The 18,014-nt window shown below is 58.2% G+C and carries 17 protein-coding genes and 3 tRNA genes; 18 read left to right on the plus strand and 2 right to left on the minus strand.

All coding sequences use genetic code 11. The features are described from left to right. The first annotated feature begins 10 nt into the window (after nt 1-10). Complete coding sequence (locus tag CGA21_RS12010; RefSeq protein ID WP_110746736.1) at nt 11-415, plus strand: MFS transporter; 405 nt, start codon at nt 11-13, stop codon at nt 413-415. Nucleotides 416-424: 9 nt separating this feature from the next. Here the strand turns inward: CGA21_RS12010 and CGA21_RS12015 are convergent, their stop codons facing one another. Further along, entirely contained in the window at nt 425-733 is a 309-nt protein-coding gene (locus tag CGA21_RS12015) for a YhbY family RNA-binding protein (RefSeq protein ID WP_020796529.1), read from the minus strand. Nucleotides 734-834: 101 nt separating this feature from the next. On the opposite strand from CGA21_RS12015, the gene rlmE reads away from it, so the two are divergent. The 17 genes from rlmE to CGA21_RS12100 all read left to right on the plus strand — a co-directional run bounded on the left by rlmE (nt 835) and on the right by CGA21_RS12100 (nt 16,879). Continuing rightward, the gene (gene rlmE, locus CGA21_RS12020) at nt 835-1,464 is read left to right on the plus strand and encodes a 23S rRNA (uridine(2552)-2'-O)-methyltransferase RlmE (protein ID WP_008057410.1); all 630 of its coding nucleotides are present in this window, start codon (nt 835-837) and stop codon (nt 1,462-1,464) included. 202 nt (nt 1,465-1,666) lie between these two features. After that, entirely contained in the window at nt 1,667-3,577 is a 1,911-nt protein-coding gene (ftsH, locus tag CGA21_RS12025; RefSeq protein WP_046820620.1) for an ATP-dependent zinc metalloprotease FtsH, read from the plus strand. Between the two features lie 8 nt (nt 3,578-3,585). Then, entirely contained in the window at nt 3,586-4,437 is an 852-nt protein-coding gene (gene folP, locus CGA21_RS12030; RefSeq protein WP_188264259.1) for a dihydropteroate synthase, read from the plus strand. Nucleotides 4,438-4,453: 16 nt separating this feature from the next. After that, nucleotides 4,454-5,791, plus strand: a complete 1,338-nt coding sequence (gene glmM / locus CGA21_RS12035) for a phosphoglucosamine mutase (RefSeq protein ID WP_110746739.1) — start codon at nt 4,454-4,456, stop codon at nt 5,789-5,791. A 66-nt stretch (nt 5,792-5,857) separates the two neighbouring features. Next, nucleotides 5,858-6,613: a triose-phosphate isomerase gene (gene tpiA / locus CGA21_RS12040; RefSeq protein ID WP_110746741.1), complete on the plus strand. Its 756-nt coding sequence runs from the start codon at nt 5,858-5,860 to the stop codon at nt 6,611-6,613. A 4-nt stretch (nt 6,614-6,617) separates the two neighbouring features. After that, the gene (gene secG, locus CGA21_RS12045) at nt 6,618-7,001 is read left to right on the plus strand and encodes a preprotein translocase subunit SecG (protein ID WP_017336473.1); all 384 of its coding nucleotides are present in this window, start codon (nt 6,618-6,620) and stop codon (nt 6,999-7,001) included. A 22-nt stretch (nt 7,002-7,023) separates the two neighbouring features. After that, a tRNA-Leu gene (locus CGA21_RS12050) sits at nt 7,024-7,109 on the plus strand. A gap of 97 nt (nt 7,110-7,206) precedes the next feature. Next, a tRNA-Met gene (locus CGA21_RS12055) sits at nt 7,207-7,283 on the plus strand. A gap of 138 nt (nt 7,284-7,421) precedes the next feature. After that, entirely contained in the window at nt 7,422-7,880 is a 459-nt protein-coding gene (gene rimP / locus CGA21_RS12060; RefSeq protein WP_007973115.1) for a ribosome maturation factor RimP, read from the plus strand. Between the two features lie 59 nt (nt 7,881-7,939). After that, nucleotides 7,940-9,421, plus strand: a complete 1,482-nt coding sequence (gene nusA, locus CGA21_RS12065) for a transcription termination factor NusA (RefSeq protein WP_047537517.1) — start codon at nt 7,940-7,942, stop codon at nt 9,419-9,421. A 27-nt stretch (nt 9,422-9,448) separates the two neighbouring features. Next, nucleotides 9,449-11,974, plus strand: coding sequence for a translation initiation factor IF-2 (infB, locus tag CGA21_RS12070; protein WP_110746743.1), 2,526 nt, complete (start codon nt 9,449-9,451; stop codon nt 11,972-11,974). A 159-nt stretch (nt 11,975-12,133) separates the two neighbouring features. Continuing rightward, the gene (rbfA, locus tag CGA21_RS12075; RefSeq protein WP_033039870.1) at nt 12,134-12,535 is read left to right on the plus strand and encodes a 30S ribosome-binding factor RbfA; all 402 of its coding nucleotides are present in this window, start codon (nt 12,134-12,136) and stop codon (nt 12,533-12,535) included. Nucleotides 12,536-12,538: 3 nt separating this feature from the next. Continuing rightward, complete coding sequence (gene truB, locus CGA21_RS12080) at nt 12,539-13,456, plus strand: tRNA pseudouridine(55) synthase TruB (RefSeq protein ID WP_020796537.1); 918 nt, start codon at nt 12,539-12,541, stop codon at nt 13,454-13,456. Nucleotides 13,457-13,597: 141 nt separating this feature from the next. Continuing rightward, entirely contained in the window at nt 13,598-13,867 is a 270-nt protein-coding gene (gene rpsO, locus CGA21_RS12085) for a 30S ribosomal protein S15 (protein ID WP_011332409.1), read from the plus strand. A gap of 209 nt (nt 13,868-14,076) precedes the next feature. Beyond that, nucleotides 14,077-16,182 (plus strand): polyribonucleotide nucleotidyltransferase, encoded by a 2,106-nt coding sequence (gene pnp / locus CGA21_RS12090; RefSeq protein ID WP_020796539.1) that lies wholly within the window; start codon nt 14,077-14,079, stop codon nt 16,180-16,182. Nucleotides 16,183-16,363: 181 nt separating this feature from the next. After that, a tRNA-Thr gene (locus tag CGA21_RS12095) sits at nt 16,364-16,439 on the plus strand. 134 nt (nt 16,440-16,573) lie between these two features. Further along, nucleotides 16,574-16,879, plus strand: a complete 306-nt coding sequence (locus CGA21_RS12100) for a DUF6388 family protein (RefSeq protein ID WP_110746745.1) — start codon at nt 16,574-16,576, stop codon at nt 16,877-16,879. A gap of 51 nt (nt 16,880-16,930) precedes the next feature. Here CGA21_RS12100 and nadC read toward each other — a convergent pair whose 3' ends face one another. Further along, nucleotides 16,931-17,779 (minus strand): carboxylating nicotinate-nucleotide diphosphorylase, encoded by an 849-nt coding sequence (gene nadC, locus CGA21_RS12105; RefSeq protein WP_110746747.1) that lies wholly within the window; start codon nt 17,777-17,779, stop codon nt 16,931-16,933. Nucleotides 17,780-18,014 lie beyond the last annotated feature (235 nt).

An 18,014-nucleotide genomic window follows, 5' to 3' on the forward strand; every position in this document is an offset into this window, starting at 1 on the left:
TGCGGGCGCCATGCTCTGGCAACTGGCCCAGATGTTGTGGGTCGGCGGTCTGTGGCTGGTGCATCTCGGTTTGCAGCCGGTGTTGGGTCGAATTGGCCTGGCACCGTTGCTGATCGATGAGATCGCCGGCATGTTCGAGACTGTGGTGGTGGGGTTTGCCGCCGTGTGCGTGATCTTTCAGGCTTTGGTGCTGGTACAGGCTAATGGCCTTGCCAGTCTATGGCGGGATTTTCGTGGGCAGGTGCTGCTGGTCGCGTTGTGCGCCTGTGCGATGTTTGTGGCCGTGCCTATCGGCTGGCCGGATGCGCAGCGCTGGCAGGTGTTCAGCTATCTGGTCTTGGGGTTCTCGGGGCTGGTGCTGATTATGCAGCCGGTGCCCGGATGGAGTGGCAGGGTGCGCGAAGCACACCCTTGACCCTTGTCATCACTTGAAGCGATGGACGTTCGACAGCTGCTTGTTGACGCTGAAGTTCTTGCGGTAAATCAGTGCCATCTTGCCGATGACCTGTACCAGATCCGCTTTGCCAACCTTGCACAGCTCGGCAATGGATGCCAGGCGCGATTCGCGATCGAGGATATTGAGCTTGATCTTGATCAGCTCGTGATCCGCCAATGCGCGTTCAAATTCGGCTAACACACCTTCAGTCAAACCGTTGTCAGCCACAATCAAAACTGGTTTCAGATGGTGGCCAATGGATTTGTACTGTTTCTTCTGCTCTTGAGTGAGCGGCATAATCTGACCCTTTCGTCTGGATTCTGTAAAATGGCGGCCATTTTACCCGAGGGTTCGTGGATCCGCCCAACTAATCACGACCCTTATCATCGAGGTGCCCAATGGCGCGTTCCAAGACAAGCCTTGGTTGGCTGAAAAGACATGTCAATGACCCCTATGTGAAGCAGGCGCAGAAGGATGGCTACCGCTCGCGTGCGAGTTACAAGCTTCTGGAGGTCCAGGAGAAATACAAGCTGATCCGTCCGGGCATGACCGTTGTTGACCTGGGCGCGGCGCCTGGTGGCTGGTCGCAGGTCACCAGCCGGCTGATCGGTGGTCAGGGGCGCCTGATCGCCTCGGATATCCTGGAAATGGACAGCATTCCGGACGTGACTTTCATCCAGGGGGATTTCACCCAGGACGAAGTGCTCGCTCAGATCCTGGACGCCGTCGGTAATTCGCCGGTGGACCTTGTGATTTCCGATATGGCCCCCAATATGAGTGGTACGCCTGCCGTAGATATGCCCAAAGCCATGTTTCTTTGCGAGCTGGCGCTTGATCTGGCGGCTCGGATACTCAAGCCGGGTGGTAATTTCGTGATCAAGGTTTTCCAGGGTGAAGGGTTTGACGCTTACGTGAAGGACGCTCGTCAGAAATTCGACAAGGTCCAGATGATCAAGCCGGACTCTTCCCGAGGCAGTTCCCGTGAGCAATACATGCTGGCCTGGGGCTACCGCGGCCGGAGTGAATAAAGCGCGGTTTTTTTGCAGGGCAATAGGAATTTCGTATTTCGCCCTGTGGGAAATAACGAATATTGTGTAGGAAGTGTTTCACAAAGGGTTACAGACGGCGCCTGCCAGAGTTGTAGGTAATGTAGTAAGTTAGGCCGGTGAATATCATGCGAAGCGCGCGCCAACAGCGGCGCTTGCTTCAGAGGGTAGTTAATTGAACGATATGGCAAAGAATCTGATCCTGTGGTTGATCATCGCGGCAGTCCTGGTGACAGTGATGAACAACTTCTCCAGCCCTAACGAGCCGCAGACCCTCAACTATTCCGACTTCATCCAGCAGGTCAAGGATGGCAAGGTCGAGCGCGTGGCGGTTGATGGCTACGTGATTACCGGCAAGCGCAACGATGGCGACAGCTTCAAGACCATTCGTCCGGCAATCCAGGACAACGGCCTGATCGGCGACCTGGTGGATAACCACGTGGTGGTCGAAGGCAAGCAGCCTGAACAGCAAAGCATCTGGACCCAGCTCCTGGTCGCGAGCTTCCCGATCCTGGTGATCATCGCCGTGTTCATGTTCTTCATGCGCCAGATGCAGGGCGGCGCCGGTGGCAAGGGCGGGCCGATGAGCTTTGGCAAGAGCAAGGCGCGCCTGCTCTCCGAAGACCAGGTGAAAACCACCCTGGCAGACGTTGCCGGTTGCGACGAAGCCAAGGAAGAAGTCGGTGAGCTGGTCGAGTTCCTGCGTGACCCGGGCAAGTTCCAGCGTCTGGGCGGCCGCATTCCTCGCGGCGTGTTGATGGTCGGTCCTCCGGGTACCGGTAAGACCTTGCTGGCCAAGGCGATTGCCGGCGAGGCCAAGGTACCTTTCTTCACCATTTCCGGTTCCGATTTCGTCGAGATGTTCGTCGGTGTCGGTGCCAGCCGTGTTCGCGACATGTTCGAACAAGCCAAGAAACATGCTCCGTGCATCATCTTCATCGATGAAATCGACGCCGTCGGTCGCCACCGTGGTGCCGGCATGGGCGGTGGTCACGACGAACGCGAGCAGACACTCAACCAGTTGCTGGTGGAGATGGACGGCTTCGAAATGAACGACGGCATCATCGTGATTGCCGCGACCAACCGTCCTGACGTGTTGGACCCTGCGCTGCTGCGTCCGGGTCGTTTCGACCGTCAGGTCGTGGTCGGTCTGCCGGATATCCGTGGTCGCGAACAGATTCTCAAGGTTCACATGCGCAAGGTGCCAATGGGCGACGACGTCGCTCCGGCAGTGATCGCGCGTGGTACCCCGGGTTTCTCCGGTGCCGACCTGGCCAACCTGGTCAACGAGGCGTCGTTGTTCGCTGCCCGTGCCGGCAAGCGCATCGTCGAAATGAAAGAGTTCGAACTGGCCAAGGACAAGATCATGATGGGCGCCGAGCGCAAATCCATGGTCATGTCCGAGAAAGAAAAGCAGAACACCGCTTATCACGAAGCTGGCCACGCCATTGTGGGTCGCGTCGTGCCTGAGCATGACCCGGTTTACAAGGTCTCGATCATTCCGCGCGGTCGTGCGCTGGGCGTGACCATGTTCCTGCCGGAAGAAGATCGCTACAGCCTGTCCAAGCGTGCGCTGATCAGCCAGATCTGCTCGCTGTACGGTGGCCGTATTGCTGAAGAAATGACCCTGGGCTTCGATGGCGTCACCACCGGTGCGTCCAACGACATCATGCGTGCCAGCCAGATTGCACGGAACATGGTGACCAAGTGGGGGCTTTCCGAAAAACTCGGTCCGCTGATGTACGCTGAAGAGGAAGGCGAAGTGTTCCTCGGTCGCGGCGGCGGTGGCCAGAATGCAAGTTTCTCCGGTGAGACAGCCAAGCTGATCGACTCGGAAGTGCGCAGTATCATCGACCAGTGCTACGGCACCGCCAAGCAGATCCTCACGGACAACCGTGACAAGCTCGACGCCATGGCCGATGCCCTGATGAAGTATGAAACCATCGATGCCGAGCAGATCGACGACATCATGGCGGGGCGCACACCTCGCGAGCCTCGCGACTGGTCGGGTGGCACGGGTACCTCCGGTACGCCTCCGGCGGTGCAGGGCGAGCGTCCGGAAACACCTATCGGCGGTCCCGCTGCTGACGTTTAAGGTTTGAAATGACTTTTGTTCAGTCCTCGACCCGGTTGCCTTGCGGCAACCGGGTTCTTGATTTGTCCCAGACGCATGTCATGGGCATTCTCAATGTCACTCCCGATTCGTTCTCCGATGGTGGCAAATTCAGCCAGCTCGATGCGGCGTTGCGCCATGCGCAAGCCATGGTCGCGGCGGGCGCCACCTTGATCGATGTCGGCGGCGAGTCCACTCGCCCGGGGGCCAGGGCGGTTTCACCGCTCGAAGAGCTCGAGCGCGTGGCGCCAATCGTCGAAATGATTAACCGTGAGCTGGATGTAATCATCTCGGTCGATACCTCCACGCCCGCGGTCATGCGCGAATCGGCGCGGCTGGGTGCCGGCCTGATCAATGACGTGCGTTCCTTGCGCCGCGAGGGTGCCCTGGATGCGGCGGCGGCGACCGGCTTGCCCGTTTGCCTGATGCATATGCTCGGTGAGCCGGGTGACATGCAGGACAACCCGCACTACCAGGATGTCACCCAAGAGGTGGGCGAGTTTCTGGGCGAGCGCATGGCTCAATGTGCGACGGTGGGGATTCCAGCTGAGCGGATCATTCTTGATCCAGGTTTTGGGTTCGCAAAAAATCTGCAGCACAATCTAAGCTTGTTCAAGCACATGGAAGCCTTGCATGCCTTGGGGTGCCCGTTGTTGGTTGGGGTGTCGCGAAAGAGCATGATCGGTCAAGCGTTGAGTCGCCCTGTCGGTGAGCGCCTGTATGGCGGTCTTGCCCTGGCGGCGCTGGCAACGCACAAGGGCGCGCGTATATTGCGTGTCCATGACGTAGCTGAAACAGTTGATGTGGTGAAAATGATCACTGCAGTGCAATCAGCCGAATAAGAATTATGGAGTACTCATGACAAAGAAATATTTTGGCACCGACGGCATTCGCGGTCGGGTCGGCGTTTATCCGATCACTCCTGACTTCATGCTCAAGCTGGGCTGGGCTGCCGGCATGGCGTTCCGCAAGATGGGGGCGTGCAAGGTGCTGGTCGGCAAGGACACGCGGATTTCCGGGTACATGTTCGAATCGGCGCTCGAGGCCGGGCTGACGTCGGCGGGTGCTGACGTGATGCTCCTGGGCCCGATGCCGACACCGGCCATCGCCTACCTGACGCGTACCTTTCATGCCGAAGCCGGCATCGTGATCAGTGCTTCGCACAATCCCCATGACGACAATGGCATCAAGTTTTTCTCCGGGAAGGGCACCAAGCTTCCCGATGAGATCGAGCACATGATCGAAGAGTTGCTCGACACCCCGATGACCGTGGTTGAGTCGAGCAAGATCGGCAAAGTCTCGCGAATCAACGATGCCTCTGGTCGCTATATAGAATTCTGCAAGAGCAGCGTGCCAACCGGCACCAGCTTCTCCGGTCTGAAAATCGTCATCGATTGCGCCCATGGTGCGACGTACAAGGTGGCGCCAAGCGTATTTCGCGAGCTGGGTGCCGAGGTCGTGGTTCTGTCCGCGCACCCCAATGGCCTGAACATCAACGACAACTGCGGTTCAACCCACATGGGCCAATTGCAGGCTGCCGTATTGGCCGAGCATGCCGACCTGGGTATCGCATTTGATGGTGACGGCGATCGGGTGTTGATGGTTGATCACACCGGTGCCATCGTCGATGGCGACGAGCTGCTGTTTATCATCGCTCGCGATCTGCATGAACAGGACAAGCTGCAGGGCGGTGTAGTCGGTACGTTGATGAGTAACCTGGGGTTGGAGCTCGCCCTCGCGGACCTGGCGATTCCCTTTGTGCGCGCCAACGTCGGTGACCGTTATGTGATCGCGGACCTGCTGGAGCGCAACTGGCTGGTCGGTGGCGAGAACTCGGGGCATATCGTTTGCTTCCATCACACCACGACCGGTGATGCGATCATTGCCGCGTTGCAGGTGTTGATGGCGTTGAAGACTCGTTCGCAAGGGTTGGCAGAGGCTCGTCAGGCGTTACGCAAGTGCCCTCAGGTATTGATCAATGTGCGTTTCGGTGGTGGTGCAAACCCGCTCGAGCATGCCTCGGTCAAGGAAGCCAGCGAGCGTGTCACCCAGGCCATGGCGGGTCGCGGACGCGTGCTGTTGCGCAAGTCCGGGACCGAGCCGCTGGTGCGTGTCATGGTCGAAGGCGAAGACGAAACCCTGGTTCGCGGCTACGCCGAAGAGCTGGCAAAACTGGTTACTGAAGTTTCTGCCTGAATTCGGCTTGCCAGCCTCGATTGTGTTGGGTAACATCTGCGCCCACTTTGACCGACGAGGTACAGCATGCGTCGCCCTATGGTAGCTGGTAACTGGAAGATGCACGGTACCCGCGCCAGCGTCGCTGAGCTGATCAACGGCCTACGTGACTTGGCCTTGCCGAGCGGTGTTGAAGTAGCGGTATTCCCTCCTTTGTTGCATATCAGCCAAGTGGTTGAGGGCTTGAAAGGAAAGTCGATTTCGGTCGGCGCGCAGAATTCTGCGGTGGAGTCCGGACAAGGTGCACTGACCGGTGAGGTCTCGCCTAGTCAGTTGGTGGATGCAGGTTGTTCCCTGGTGCTTGTCGGGCATTCCGAGCGCCGCCAGTTGATGGGTGAGCAGGACGGAGTGCTGATTCGCAAGTTTGCAGCGGCACAGGCAAGTGGTCTGGTTCCGGTGTTGTGCATAGGGGAAACCCTTGAGCAGCGTGAAGCCGGGAAAACCCTTGAAGTGGTCTCGCAGCAACTGGGCAGCATTATCGATGAGTTGGGTGTCGGTGTGTTTGCCAAGGCAGTGATCGCTTACGAGCCGGTCTGGGCCATTGGCACCGGGCTGACTGCTTCGCCACAACAGGCGCAGGATGTGCATGCAGCCATTCGCGCGCAGTTGGCGGCAGAGAATTCTGAGGTCGCACAAGGTGTGCGGCTTCTATACGGCGGCAGCGTGAAGGCGGCCAATGCGGTCGAACTGTTCGGCATGCCGGATATCGATGGGGGCCTCATTGGTGGGGCTTCCCTGAATGCAGATGAGTTCGGTGCGATTATTCGCGCCGCGGGAAACTGAAAAAATGCTGGAAACAGTCGTAGTCGTTTTTCATCTGCTGGGTGCATTGGGCGTAGTAGCTCTGGTTTTGCTGCAGCAGGGTAAAGGTGCGGACGCTGGCGCGTCTTTCGGAGCAGGTGCTTCAAATACTGTGTTCGGAAGCCAAGGTTCCTCTACCTTTCTTAGTAAGTTTACTGCTATACTTGCCGCAGGTTTCTTCATAACCAGCTTAGGGTTAGGTTACTTTGCTAAAGAGAAAGCTCACCAGCTGACTCAAGTAGGTTTGCCAAACCCGGCAGTGTTGGAAGTTCCAAAGCAACAACCGGCTTCTGATGATGTCCCGGTGCTTCAAGAGCAAAAGTCGGCTACTCCAGCGACTGACGTGCCTCCAGCTCAAGAGCAGAAGTAAGAAGGGTTTCAAACGTAGTATTGCCGAGGTGGTGGAATTGGTAGACACGCAACCTTGAGGTGGTTGTGCCCATAGGGTGTAGGGGTTCGAGTCCCCTTCTCGGTACCAATTAGTCAGGAGAGCCCGCTGTTGCGGGCTTTCTTGCAGGTGGAAGGTTACATTGACCCCGTCGGGGTTCGGTCGTATACTTCCGCCCCAGCTTTGTCGCGGGGTGGAGCAGTCTGGTAGCTCGTCGGGCTCATAACCCGAAGGTCGTCGGTTCAAATCCGGCCCCCGCAACCAGTTTAAGGAGCCCCTTTTAAGGGGCTTTTTGTTAGCTGGACACTTCCAACGCCGCTGTTCGACGGCGTTTCAAGGATGGGCGCTTCGCCCATTTTTTTATTTTGCATAGCATGCACATACATGCACGAGGGGGTTCAGGTGTCGAGCAAGCTAGAAGAGTTGCAGGCCTTGCTGGCCCCGGTGGTCGTGGCCCTAGGCTATGAATGCTGGGGTATCGAGTTTTCGGCTCAGGGTCGTCACTCGATGTTGCGCGTTTATATTGATAAAGAGGGCGGTGTGCTGGTGGACGATTGTGCCATCGTCAGCCGTCAGATCAGCGGTGTGCTGGATGTTGAAGATCCAATCTCCGTTGAATACACCCTCGAAGTTTCCTCGCCAGGCATGGAACGCCCGCTGTTCACTCTTGAGCAGTTTGCAAAATTTGCCGGTGAACAAGTGAAGATCAAGCTGCGCTCGCCTTTTGAAGGACGACGCAACTTTCAGGGCCTTCTGCGCGGTGTAGAAGAGCAGGACGTCGTGGTGCAGGTAGAAGACCATGAGTTCCTGTTGCCGATCGATATGATCGACAAGGCCAACATTATTCCCAGTTTTGACTGAGGCGTGCCAGATACTGCGGATCCCGCGGATCCAATGGCTTGCGAAAGGCGAGGCGTACGATGAGCAAAGAAGTACTGCTGGTTGTTGAGTCGGTATCCAATGAAAAGGGCGTACCGGCTAACGTAATTTTTGAAGCGCTGGAGCTCGCTCTGGCCACGGCTACCAAAAAGCGTTTCGAGGACGAAGTCGATCTGCGTGTGGAAATCAACCGCCACACCGGTGCTTATGAGACTTTCCGTCGCTGGACGGTCGTCGAAGAAGCAGACCTGGACGATCCGGCTATCGAAACCTGGCCAAGCAAGGTTGCCGAGACGCATCCTGGCGCCAAGGTCGGTGACGTTGTCGAAGAGAAGATCGAGTCCATCGAATTCGGCCGTATCGCTGCACAGACTGCCAAGCAAGTCATCGTGCAGAAGGTTCGCGAAGCTGAGCGCGCCCAGGTTGTCGACGCTTACCGCGAACGCCTGGGTGAAATCATCTCCGGCACCGTGAAAAAAGTCACCCGCGACAACGTGATCGTTGATCTGGGCAACAACGCCGAAGCGTTGCTGGCCCGTGAGGACATCATTTCTCGCGAAACTTTCCGGGTTGGCGTGCGCTTGCGTGCGCTGCTCAAGGAAATCCGCACCGAGAACCGCGGCCCGCAGTTGATCCTGTCGCGTACCGCGCCGGAAATGCTGATCGAGTTGTTCCGCATCGAAGTGCCGGAAATTGCTGAAGGGCTGATCGAAGTAATGGCTGCGTCCCGTGATCCGGGTTCGCGCGCCAAGATCGCCGTCCGCTCCAAGGACAAACGCATCGACCCGCAGGGCGCTTGCATCGGTATGCGCGGTTCGCGCGTCCAGGCAGTGTCGGGTGAGTTGGGCGGTGAGCGTGTGGACATCGTCCTGTGGGACGACAACCCGGCTCAGTTCGTAATCAATGCAATGTCGCCGGCTGAAGTGGCGGCAATTATCGTTGACGAAGATGCCCATGCAATGGACATCGCCGTTGGCGCAGACAATCTGGCTCAGGCCATCGGTCGCGGTGGTCAGAACGTGCGTCTGGCCAGCCAGTTGACTGGCTGGACCCTGAACGTGATGACCGAATCGGACATCCAGGCTAAACAGCAAGCAGAAACCGGCGACATCCTGCGCAACTTCATCGACGAGCTGGAAGTCGACGAAGAGCTGGCGCAGGTGCTGGTTGATGAAGGCTTCACCAGCCTGGAAGAGATTGCCTACGTACCGTTGGAAGAAATGCTCAACATCGACGGCTTTGACGAAGATATCGTCAACGAGCTTCGCGCTCGTGCCAAGGATCGTTTGTTGACCAAAGCCATCGCTACTGAGGAAAAGCTGGCAGACGCCCATCCGGCCGAAGACCTGCTCTCGCTTGAGGGTATGGACAAGGATTTGGCGATGGAACTGGCGGTGCGCGGCGTAATTACCCGCGAAGACCTGGCCGAGCAGTCTATTGACGACCTGCTCGACATCGACGGCATTGACGATGATCGTGCCGGCAAGTTGATCATGGCCGCCCGAGCCCACTGGTTCGAGTAATTAGGCGCGGCCTGAGGAGAGAAGTGCATGACGCAAGTCACGGTGAAACAACTGGCCGATGAGGTCAAAACACCGGTAGAGCGCCTGTTGCAGCAGATGCGTGAGGCAGGTCTGCCGCACACCGCCGCCGAAGAAAGTGTGACTGACAGTGAGAAGCAATCGTTGCTGACTCACTTGAAAAGCAGCCACAAGGCGAAAGTGGAAGAACCACGCAAGATTACGCTGCAGCGTAAAACCACCAGCACCCTGCGTGTTGCTGGCAGCAAAAGCATCAGCGTTGAAGTACGCAAGAAGAAAGTCTTCGTACAGCGCAGCCCGGAAGAAATCGAAGCCGAGCGCAAGCGTGAACTGGATGAACGTCGCGCAGTAGAAAATGCTGCACGTCAGAAGGCTGAAGAAGAAGCCAAGCGCCGCGCCGAAGAAGAAGCGCGTCGCCAGCCAGCTGCTGCGCCGACCGCCCAAGCCCAACCTGCTGCAGCGCCAGCTGCGGTGGCCGAGCCTGTGCGCGAAAGCGCGCCGGTCGTGGCTGCCGCTCCGGCACCTGCAGCCGATACCCGCAAGCGCGACGAGCAGCGTCGTCCGGACAAACCACGTGCCGACGACAACAATCGTCGCGGTGGCGGCGATGGTGAGCGCAAAAACGCTCCGCATCGTGCTTCGGTCAAGGAGAAGGCGCCTGCGCCACGCGTTGCCCCACGTACTACCGACGAAGAAAGCGATGGCTTCCGTCGTGGTGGTCGCGGCAAGGCCAAGCTGAAGAAGCGCAACGCCCACGGTTTCCAGAGCCCAACCGGCCCTGTCGTGCGCGAAGTGAAGATCGGCGAGACCATCACTGTGGGCGATCTGGCCCAGCAGATGTCGGTCAAGGCTGCTGAAATCATCAAGTTCATGTTCAAACTGGGTACTCCAGCGACCATCAACCAGGTACTGGACCAGGAAACTGCCCAGTTGGTTGCCGAAGAGCTGGGCCACAAAGTGACCCTGGTCAGCGACACCGCCCTGGAAGATTCCCTGGCTGAGTCCCTGAAGTTTGAAGGTGAGGCGGTTTCCCGTGCACCGGTCGTGACCGTAATGGGCCACGTTGACCACGGTAAGACTTCCCTGCTCGACTACATCCGTCGTGCCAAGGTAGCTGCTGGCGAAGCCGGCGGTATCACCCAGCACATCGGTGCCTACCACGTTGAAACCGACCGTGGCATGGTGACGTTCCTCGACACCCCGGGTCACGCCGCGTTTACCGCAATGCGTGCCCGTGGTGCCAAGGCGACCGACATCGTGATCCTGGTAGTTGCAGCGGACGACGGCGTGATGCCACAGACCATCGAGGCTGTTCAGCACGCTCAGGCGGCTGGCGTTCCTTTGGTGGTTGCTGTGAACAAAATCGACAAGCCGGGCGCCGATCTCGATCGCATCCGTAGCGAACTGTCGGTTCACGGCGTGACCTCCGAAGAGTGGGGTGGCGACACTCCATTCGTACCGGTCTCCGCGAAGATGGGTACCGGCGTTGACGAACTGCTCGAAGCCGTCCTGTTGCAAGCCGAAGTACTGGAACTGACCGCTACTCCATCGGCTCCTGGCCGTGGTGTCGTGGTTGAATCCCGCCTCGACAAGGGCCGTGGCCCGGTTGCAACCGTTCTGGTTCAAGACGGTACCCTGCGCCAGGGCGACATGGTGCTGGTCGGTTCGAACTATGGCCGCGTACGTGCCATGCTCGACGAGAACGGCAAGCCAATCAAGGAAGCCGGTCCGGCCATCCCTGTCGAGATTCTCGGCCTGGACGGTACCCCGGACGCTGGCGACGAGATGAGCGTGGTTGCCGACGAGAAGAAGGCCCGTGAAGTGGCTCTGTTCCGTCAAGGCAAGTTCCGCGAAGTCAAGCTGGCCCGTGCTCACGCCGGCAAGCTGGAAAACATCTTCGAAAACATGGGTCAGGAAGAGAAGAAGACGCTCAACATCGTCCTCAAATCCGACGTCCGTGGTTCGTTGGAAGCGTTGAACGGTGCCCTGAACGGCCTGGGCAACGACGAAGTGCAAGTGCGCGTGGTCGGTGGCGGTGTCGGTGGTATTACCGAATCCGACGCCAACCTGGCACTGGCTTCCAACGCTGTACTGTTCGGCTTCAACGTGCGTGCCGATGCCGGCGCTCGCAAGATCGTCGAGCAGGAAGGTCTGGATATGCGTTACTACAACGTGATCTACGACATCATCGAAGACGTCAAGAAAGCCTTGACCGGTATGCTCGGCAGCGACGTTCGCGAGAACATCCTGGGCATCGCCGAAGTGCGTGACGTGTTCCGTTCGCCGAAGTTTGGCGCGATCGCCGGTTGCATGGTGATCGAAGGCGTTGTTCACCGTAACCGTCCAATCCGTGTACTGCGTGAAGACATCGTTATCTTCGAAGGCGAGCTGGAATCCCTGCGTCGCTTCAAGGATGACGCTTCCGAAGTACGTGCCGGCATGGAATGCGGTATCGGCGTGAAGAGCTACAACGACGTCAAGGTCGGTGACAAGATCGAAGTCTTCGAGAAGGTCCAGGTTGCTCGCAGCCTCTAACTCGCGCACTTCAAGAGCCGTGATGGCCAGCCGCATGCAATTGCGCGGCGCATCGCCCGGACTCTAAACGCAACGCCCGGTCTGGCTTTTGTCAGGCCGGGCGTTTGCCGCTTTCAGACCTTGCGGGTTTCACCGTGGGGCAGTAACAGGTAACAAGACATGGCAAAAGAATACAGCCGTACCCAACGTATCGGCGATCAGATGCAGCGTGAGCTGGCACAACTGATCCGTCGTGAAGTCAAAGACCCGCGCGTCGGCCTGGTCACCATTACCGCTGTGGAAGTCAGCCGTGACGTCGGTCACGCCAAGATTTTCATCACCGTGATGGGCCAGGACAGTCACGAAGAGATCGCGCAAAGCATCAAGGTGCTCAACTCCGCCGCTGGCTTCCTGCGCATGCAGCTGGCTCGCGAGATGAAGCTGCGCAGCGTTCCACAGTTGCACTTCCACTACGATGAAAGCGTCGTGCGCGGTGCGCATCTGTCGGCCTTGATCGAGCGCGCAGTGGCTGAAGACAACCAGCACTCGGTTGCGGCACAAGCCGAAGACACCAAGGAGTAATCGGTGGCTCAGGTCAAACGTATCCGTCGTAACGTCAGCGGCATCATCCTGCTCGACAAGCCGCTGGGGTTCACCTCCAACGCGGCCTTGCAGAAGGTCCGCTGGTTGCTCAACGCCGAGAAGGCCGGGCACACCGGTAGTCTCGATCCGCTGGCCACTGGCGTGTTGCCGCTGTGCTTCGGTGAGGCCACCAAGTTCTCGCAGTACCTGCTCGATTCCGACAAGGGTTACGAAACCCTCGCGCAACTGGGCAAGACCACCACCACGGCCGATGCCGAGGGCGAGGTTTTGCAGGAGCGCCCGGTGACCGTTGGTCGCGCCGATATCGAAGCTGTGTTGCCGCAATTTCGTGGGCAAATCAGTCAGATACCGCCGATGTACTCGGCTCTCAAGCGTGATGGGCAACCGTTGTACAAGCTGGCTCGTGCAGGTGAAGTAGTGGAGCGCGAACCGCGTTCTGTTACTATTACGCGCTTGGAATTGCTGGCCTTCGAAGGGGATACTGCGCGGCTTGCGGTGGATTGCACCAAAGGCACCTATATTCGCACCTTGGTGGAGGATATCGGTGAGCAACTCGGTTGTGGCGCTTACGTTGCAGAACTGCGACGTACCCAGGCCGGGCCATTCACCCTGGCGCAGACCGTGACCCTCGAAGAGCTGGAAGCGGTACATGCCGAAGGCGGCAACGAGGCGGTCGACCGCTTCCTGATGCCATCGGACAGCGGCCTGCTGGATTGGCCACTGTTGCAGTTCTCGGAAGCGAGCGCGTTCTACTGGCTCAATGGCCAGCCGGTACGCGCCCCGGATGCCCCGAAGTTCGGCATGGTACGGGTACAGGATCACAATGGTCGCTTCATCGGTATCGGTGAAGTGAGCGAAGACGGGCGCATCGCGCCGCGTCGACTGATTCGGTCAGAATGACCGGAAACCGATCTGTGTAACAGCAGGTCGGCGAGTGTGGCTGTTAGCAGGCATGGTCACTACTCATTTTTAGATACAGGGATTTGTCCCTGGCCTGTTGAAACTGTTATTGAAACAGTTTCCTGATAAAAGGATTGCCACATGGCTCTCGACGTTCAAGAAAAAGCTCAAATCGTAGCTGACTACCAGCAAGCTGTTGGTGACACTGGTTCGCCAGAAGTGCAAGTTGCACTGCTGACCGCCAACATCAACAAACTGCAAGGTCACTTCAAGGCCAACGGTAAAGATCACCACTCCCGTCGTGGTCTGATCCGCATGGTTAACCAGCGTCGTAAGCTGCTGGACTACCTGAAAGGCAAGGACGTGAGCCGTTACAGCGCTCTGATCGCTCGCCTGGGTCTGCGTCGCTAATAAGCGATTGCGCTAGAGGTTGGTTGTCTGTCGTGCGTCAGCGGGTTTCCGCCGGTGCACGGCAGGCTCCCAGCCTCAAGTTTTATCTGGATACTCGTTTTGCCTGTGCAAGAGCACTCAGGACAACCTGTCGGGCCGATTCCCGGCGTTGCCCAAGAATTTCGCAAGAACCCAGTTTCCCCAAGAGCCACAAAAGAAGGTAGGACACCGTGAACCCGGTAATCAAAAAATTCCAGTTCGGTCAGTCGACCGTTACCCTCGAGACTGGCCGTATCGCCCGTCAGGCCTCCGGCGCAGTATTGGTCACCGTTGACGACGACGTCAGCGTATTGGTGACCGTCGTTGGTGCCAAGCAAGCCGATCCAGGCAAGGGTTTCTTCCCCCTGTCTGTTCACTACCAGGAAAAGACTTACGCTGCCGGTAAGATCCCTGGCGGTTTCTTCAAGCGCGAAGGCCGTCCTTCCGAGAAAGAAACCCTGACTTCCCGACTGATCGACCGTCCGATCCGTCCGCTGTTCCCTGAAGGCTTCATGAACGAAGTGCAGGTTGTCTGCACCGTGGTTTCCACCAGCAAGAAGACCGATCCGGACATCGCTGCGATGATCGGTACCTCGGCTGCCCTGGCCATCTCCGGCATTCCTTTCGATGGCCCGATCGGCGCTGCCCGCGTTGCCTTCCACGAAAGCACCGGCTACCTGCTGAACCCGACTTACGAACAACTGAAAGCTTCGAGCCTGGACATGGTCGTTGCCGGTACTTCGGAAGCCGTCCTGATGGTTGAATCGGAAGCCAAAGAGCTGACCGAAGACCAGATGCTGGGCGCAGTATTGTTCGCCCACGACGAATTCCAGGCCGTGATCCAGGCCGTCAAGGAGCTGGCTGCCGAAGCTGCCAAGCCAACCTGGACCTGGGCTCCGCAAGCCGAAGCGACTGAACTGCTGGGTGCGATCCGCGCCGAGTTCGGCGAGGCGATCTCCCAGGCTTACACCATCACCATCAAGGCTGACCGTTACGCTCGCCTGGGTGAGCTGAAGGACCAGGTCGTCGCCAAGCTGTCCGGCGAAGAAGGCCAGCCTTCCGCCGCTGAAGTCAAAGCGGCTTTCGGTGAAATCGAATACCGCACCGTTCGCGAAAACATCGTGAACGGCAAGCCACGTATCGACGGTCGCGACACCCGTACCGTACGTCCGCTGAACATCGAAGTCGGCGTTCTGCCGAAGACTCACGGTTCGGCCCTGTTCACCCGTGGCGAAACCCAGGCCCTGGTAGTTGCGACGCTGGGTACTGCCCGTGACGCACAACTTCTGGATACTCTGGAAGGCGAGAAAAAAGACCCGTTCATGCTGCACTACAACTTCCCTCCGTTCTCGGTGGGCGAGTGTGGTCGCATGGGTGGCGCTGGTCGTCGTGAAATCGGTCACGGCCGCCTGGCCCGTCGTTCGGTTCAGGCCATGCTGCCTGCCGCTGACGTGTTCCCGTACACCATCCGCGTTGTATCGGAAATCACCGAATCCAACGGTTCGAGCTCCATGGCTTCCGTTTGCGGTGCTTCCCTGGCCCTGATGGACGCTGGCGTCCCAATGAAGGCACCGGTTGCCGGTATCGCCATGGGTCTGGTTAAAGAAGGCGAGAAATTCGCCGTCCTGACCGACATCCTGGGTGACGAAGACCACCTGGGCGACATGGACTTCAAGGTAGCCGGTACCGCCAAAGGCGTGACCGCGCTGCAGATGGACATCAAGATCAAGGGCATCACCGAAGAGATCATGGAAATCGCTCTGGGCCAAGCCCTGGAAGCGCGCCTGAACATCCTCGGCCAGATGAACCAGATCATTGGCCAGTCGCGTACCGAGTTGTCGGAAAACGCTCCGACCATGATCGCGATGAAAATCGACACCGACAAAATCCGTGATGTCATCGGTAAAGGCGGTGCGACCATTCGTGCGATCTGTGAAGAGACCAAGGCTTCGATCGACATCGAAGACGATGGCTCGATCAAGATCTTCGGCGAAACCAAGGAAGCTGCAGAAGCTGCACGTCAGCGCGTCCTGGGTATCACCGCTGAAGCCGAAATCGGCAAGATCTACGTCGGTAAGGTTGAGCGCATCGTCGACTTCGGCGCATTCGTCAACATCCTGCCTGGCAAGGACGGTCTGGTTCACATTTCCATGCTGAGCGATGCTCGCGTTGAGAAAGTGACCGACATCCTGAAAGAAGGTCAGGAAGTGGAAGTGCTGGTACTGGACGTGGACAACCGCGGCCGTATCAAGCTGTCCATCAAGGACGTAGCAGCGGCGAAGGCTTCGGGCGTTTAATCACTCCCGCATCTGAGCGCTGAACAACAAAACGCCCCGACTGGTTCGGGGCGTTTTGCCATGTGCAGAAAAATCAAAGGATCGCAGCCTTATGCAGGCGCAGCAGCAGGCCGGGATCTTTTGATTTTTAACAGTGTTCGAAGTTGCCTGGCCCCATGGTCAGTGCTAGGTTTAGCCCACTGCCCGTGTAGCTCAGTCGGTAGAGCAGCGCACTCGTAACGCGAAGGTCGCAGGTTCGATTCCTGTCTCGGGCACCAGCGACACGTTGTTTTCAGATGATCCCGAATGGTTCTGAAGGCCAGAAAAGCCGGGCTTTACGCGGTTTTTTTGCGTCAGAGAGATCCTTGATGATCCAGATCCATCTTCCATTCCCCCGATCAAAGAGAACGCCATGACCGTTAAAGAACTGTCTCAAGAAGCCAGACACGAAGAAGCCCTCAAGAAATACGTGCTGGACGTGCCCCATTTGCTGGAAGAGATCAAGGACTTGCCACCCGATGATCAGAGGGACCAGATCCAGTGGGCGTTCGAGGATGAAGCCGAAGCCCAGGGCTTGCAGCCTTGGGAGTTGACGCTCAAGTACACCTCGACCCCTGAAGAATACGAGATCGAACGCCTGAAACTGCACAGGGAAGCGGCCGAAGTCTTGGGCGTCGAATGGGAAGAGTACTGCGAGATGAACAATCTGGTGGTCTGACAAAAACGCCGGCCTTCAGGAGGCCGGCGTTTTTTATTCAGCGGCGCGCGATCAGAGGCTTAATCGCATCGACAGGTCCACAGCCTTCACATCCTTGGTCATCGCCCCGATCGAAATGTAATCCACCCCGGTTTCGGCAATCGGCAGCAACGTACTTTCGTTGATCCCGCCGCTGGCCTCCAGCTTTGCCTTGCCGTTGTTCAAGCGCACGGCTTCGCGCATGTCATCCAGGCTCAGCTCATCAAGCATGATGATGTCGGCACCGGCCTCCAAGGCTTCCTTGAGTTCATCCAGGCTTTCCACTTCGACTTCTACCGGCTTGCCCGGCGCAATCTTGTGGGCGGCGGCAATGGCCTGCGGGATGCCACCGCTGGCGGCGATATGATTTTCCTTGATCAGGAAGGCGTCATACAGGCCGATGCGGTGGTTGTGGCAACCGCCACAGGTTACGGCGTACTTCTGCGCCAAACGCAGCCCTGGCAGGGTTTTGCGGGTATCGAGCAGCTTGACTTGGGTATTGGCAACGAAGTCTGCCAACTGCTGCGCGCGAGTGGCAACGCCAGAGAGCATTTGCAGGAAGTTCAACGCGCTGCGCTCGCCCGTCAGCAGCGAGCGAGCTGGCCCTTCGAGGTGGAACAATACCTGATTGGGTTTGACCCGCTCACCATCGGCAACCTGCCAGTGCACCGCAACCCGTGGGTCGAGCTGGCGAAACACGGTATCCACCCAGGCGGTGCCGCTGATGACGGCAGCGTCGCGGGTGATGATGGTGGCTTTGGCCAGGCGTTCGGCGGGAATCAGCTGTGCGGTGATGTCGCCGCTGCCGATGTCTTCGAGCAACGCGCGGCGCACGTTGGCTTCGATTTCGGCGTTCAAGTCGGCGAGACGTAGATTCGGCATAAGGCGCTCCACAAACAAAGTGCCCCGATTATAGGGCCATGGTACTGAGCAACCCAAGGCGTCAGAACGGTTGCTGGCGTTCTGAAGCCTGCATTTGGTCGATTGCGTGTGTGATGCCCCCTTGGGGTTGCCTCCTTTTCCTGCGAAGTACGCGCCGGGGTGGCGCAAGGGCGCCCTTTCCCTGATAATTCGCCTTGGATTTGACGTCATGGCTTTGACGGTCTGGAATTTCAGG

Source organism: Pseudomonas sp. PSB11 (assembly GCF_014596605.1).
In the GTDB taxonomy this organism is placed as follows: domain Bacteria; phylum Pseudomonadota; class Gammaproteobacteria; order Pseudomonadales; family Pseudomonadaceae; genus Aquipseudomonas; species Aquipseudomonas umsongensis.

Excerpts from the sequence above, each read along its gene's own strand:
- CGA21_RS12010 (WP_110746736.1), top strand. The coding sequence starts at position 11 with ATGCTCTGGCAACTGGCCCAGATGTTGTGGGTCGGCGGTCTGTGGCTG.
- CGA21_RS12015 (WP_020796529.1), bottom strand. The coding sequence starts at position 733 with ATGCCGCTCACTCAAGAGCAGAAGAAACAGTACAAATCCATTGGCCAC.
- rlmE (WP_008057410.1), top strand. The coding sequence starts at position 835 with ATGGCGCGTTCCAAGACAAGCCTTGGTTGGCTGAAAAGACATGTCAAT.
- ftsH (WP_046820620.1), top strand. The coding sequence starts at position 1,667 with ATGGCAAAGAATCTGATCCTGTGGTTGATCATCGCGGCAGTCCTGGTG.
- folP (WP_188264259.1), top strand. The coding sequence starts at position 3,586 with ATGACTTTTGTTCAGTCCTCGACCCGGTTGCCTTGCGGCAACCGGGTT.
- glmM (WP_110746739.1), top strand. The coding sequence starts at position 4,454 with ATGACAAAGAAATATTTTGGCACCGACGGCATTCGCGGTCGGGTCGGC.
- tpiA (WP_110746741.1), top strand. The coding sequence starts at position 5,858 with ATGCGTCGCCCTATGGTAGCTGGTAACTGGAAGATGCACGGTACCCGC.
- secG (WP_017336473.1), top strand. The coding sequence starts at position 6,618 with ATGCTGGAAACAGTCGTAGTCGTTTTTCATCTGCTGGGTGCATTGGGC.
- nusA (WP_047537517.1), top strand. The coding sequence starts at position 7,940 with ATGAGCAAAGAAGTACTGCTGGTTGTTGAGTCGGTATCCAATGAAAAG.
- infB (WP_110746743.1), top strand. The coding sequence starts at position 9,449 with ATGACGCAAGTCACGGTGAAACAACTGGCCGATGAGGTCAAAACACCG.
- rbfA (WP_033039870.1), top strand. The coding sequence starts at position 12,134 with ATGGCAAAAGAATACAGCCGTACCCAACGTATCGGCGATCAGATGCAG.
- rpsO (WP_011332409.1), top strand. The coding sequence starts at position 13,598 with ATGGCTCTCGACGTTCAAGAAAAAGCTCAAATCGTAGCTGACTACCAG.
- CGA21_RS12100 (WP_110746745.1), top strand. The coding sequence starts at position 16,574 with ATGACCGTTAAAGAACTGTCTCAAGAAGCCAGACACGAAGAAGCCCTC.
- nadC (WP_110746747.1), bottom strand. The coding sequence starts at position 17,779 with ATGCCGAATCTACGTCTCGCCGACTTGAACGCCGAAATCGAAGCCAAC.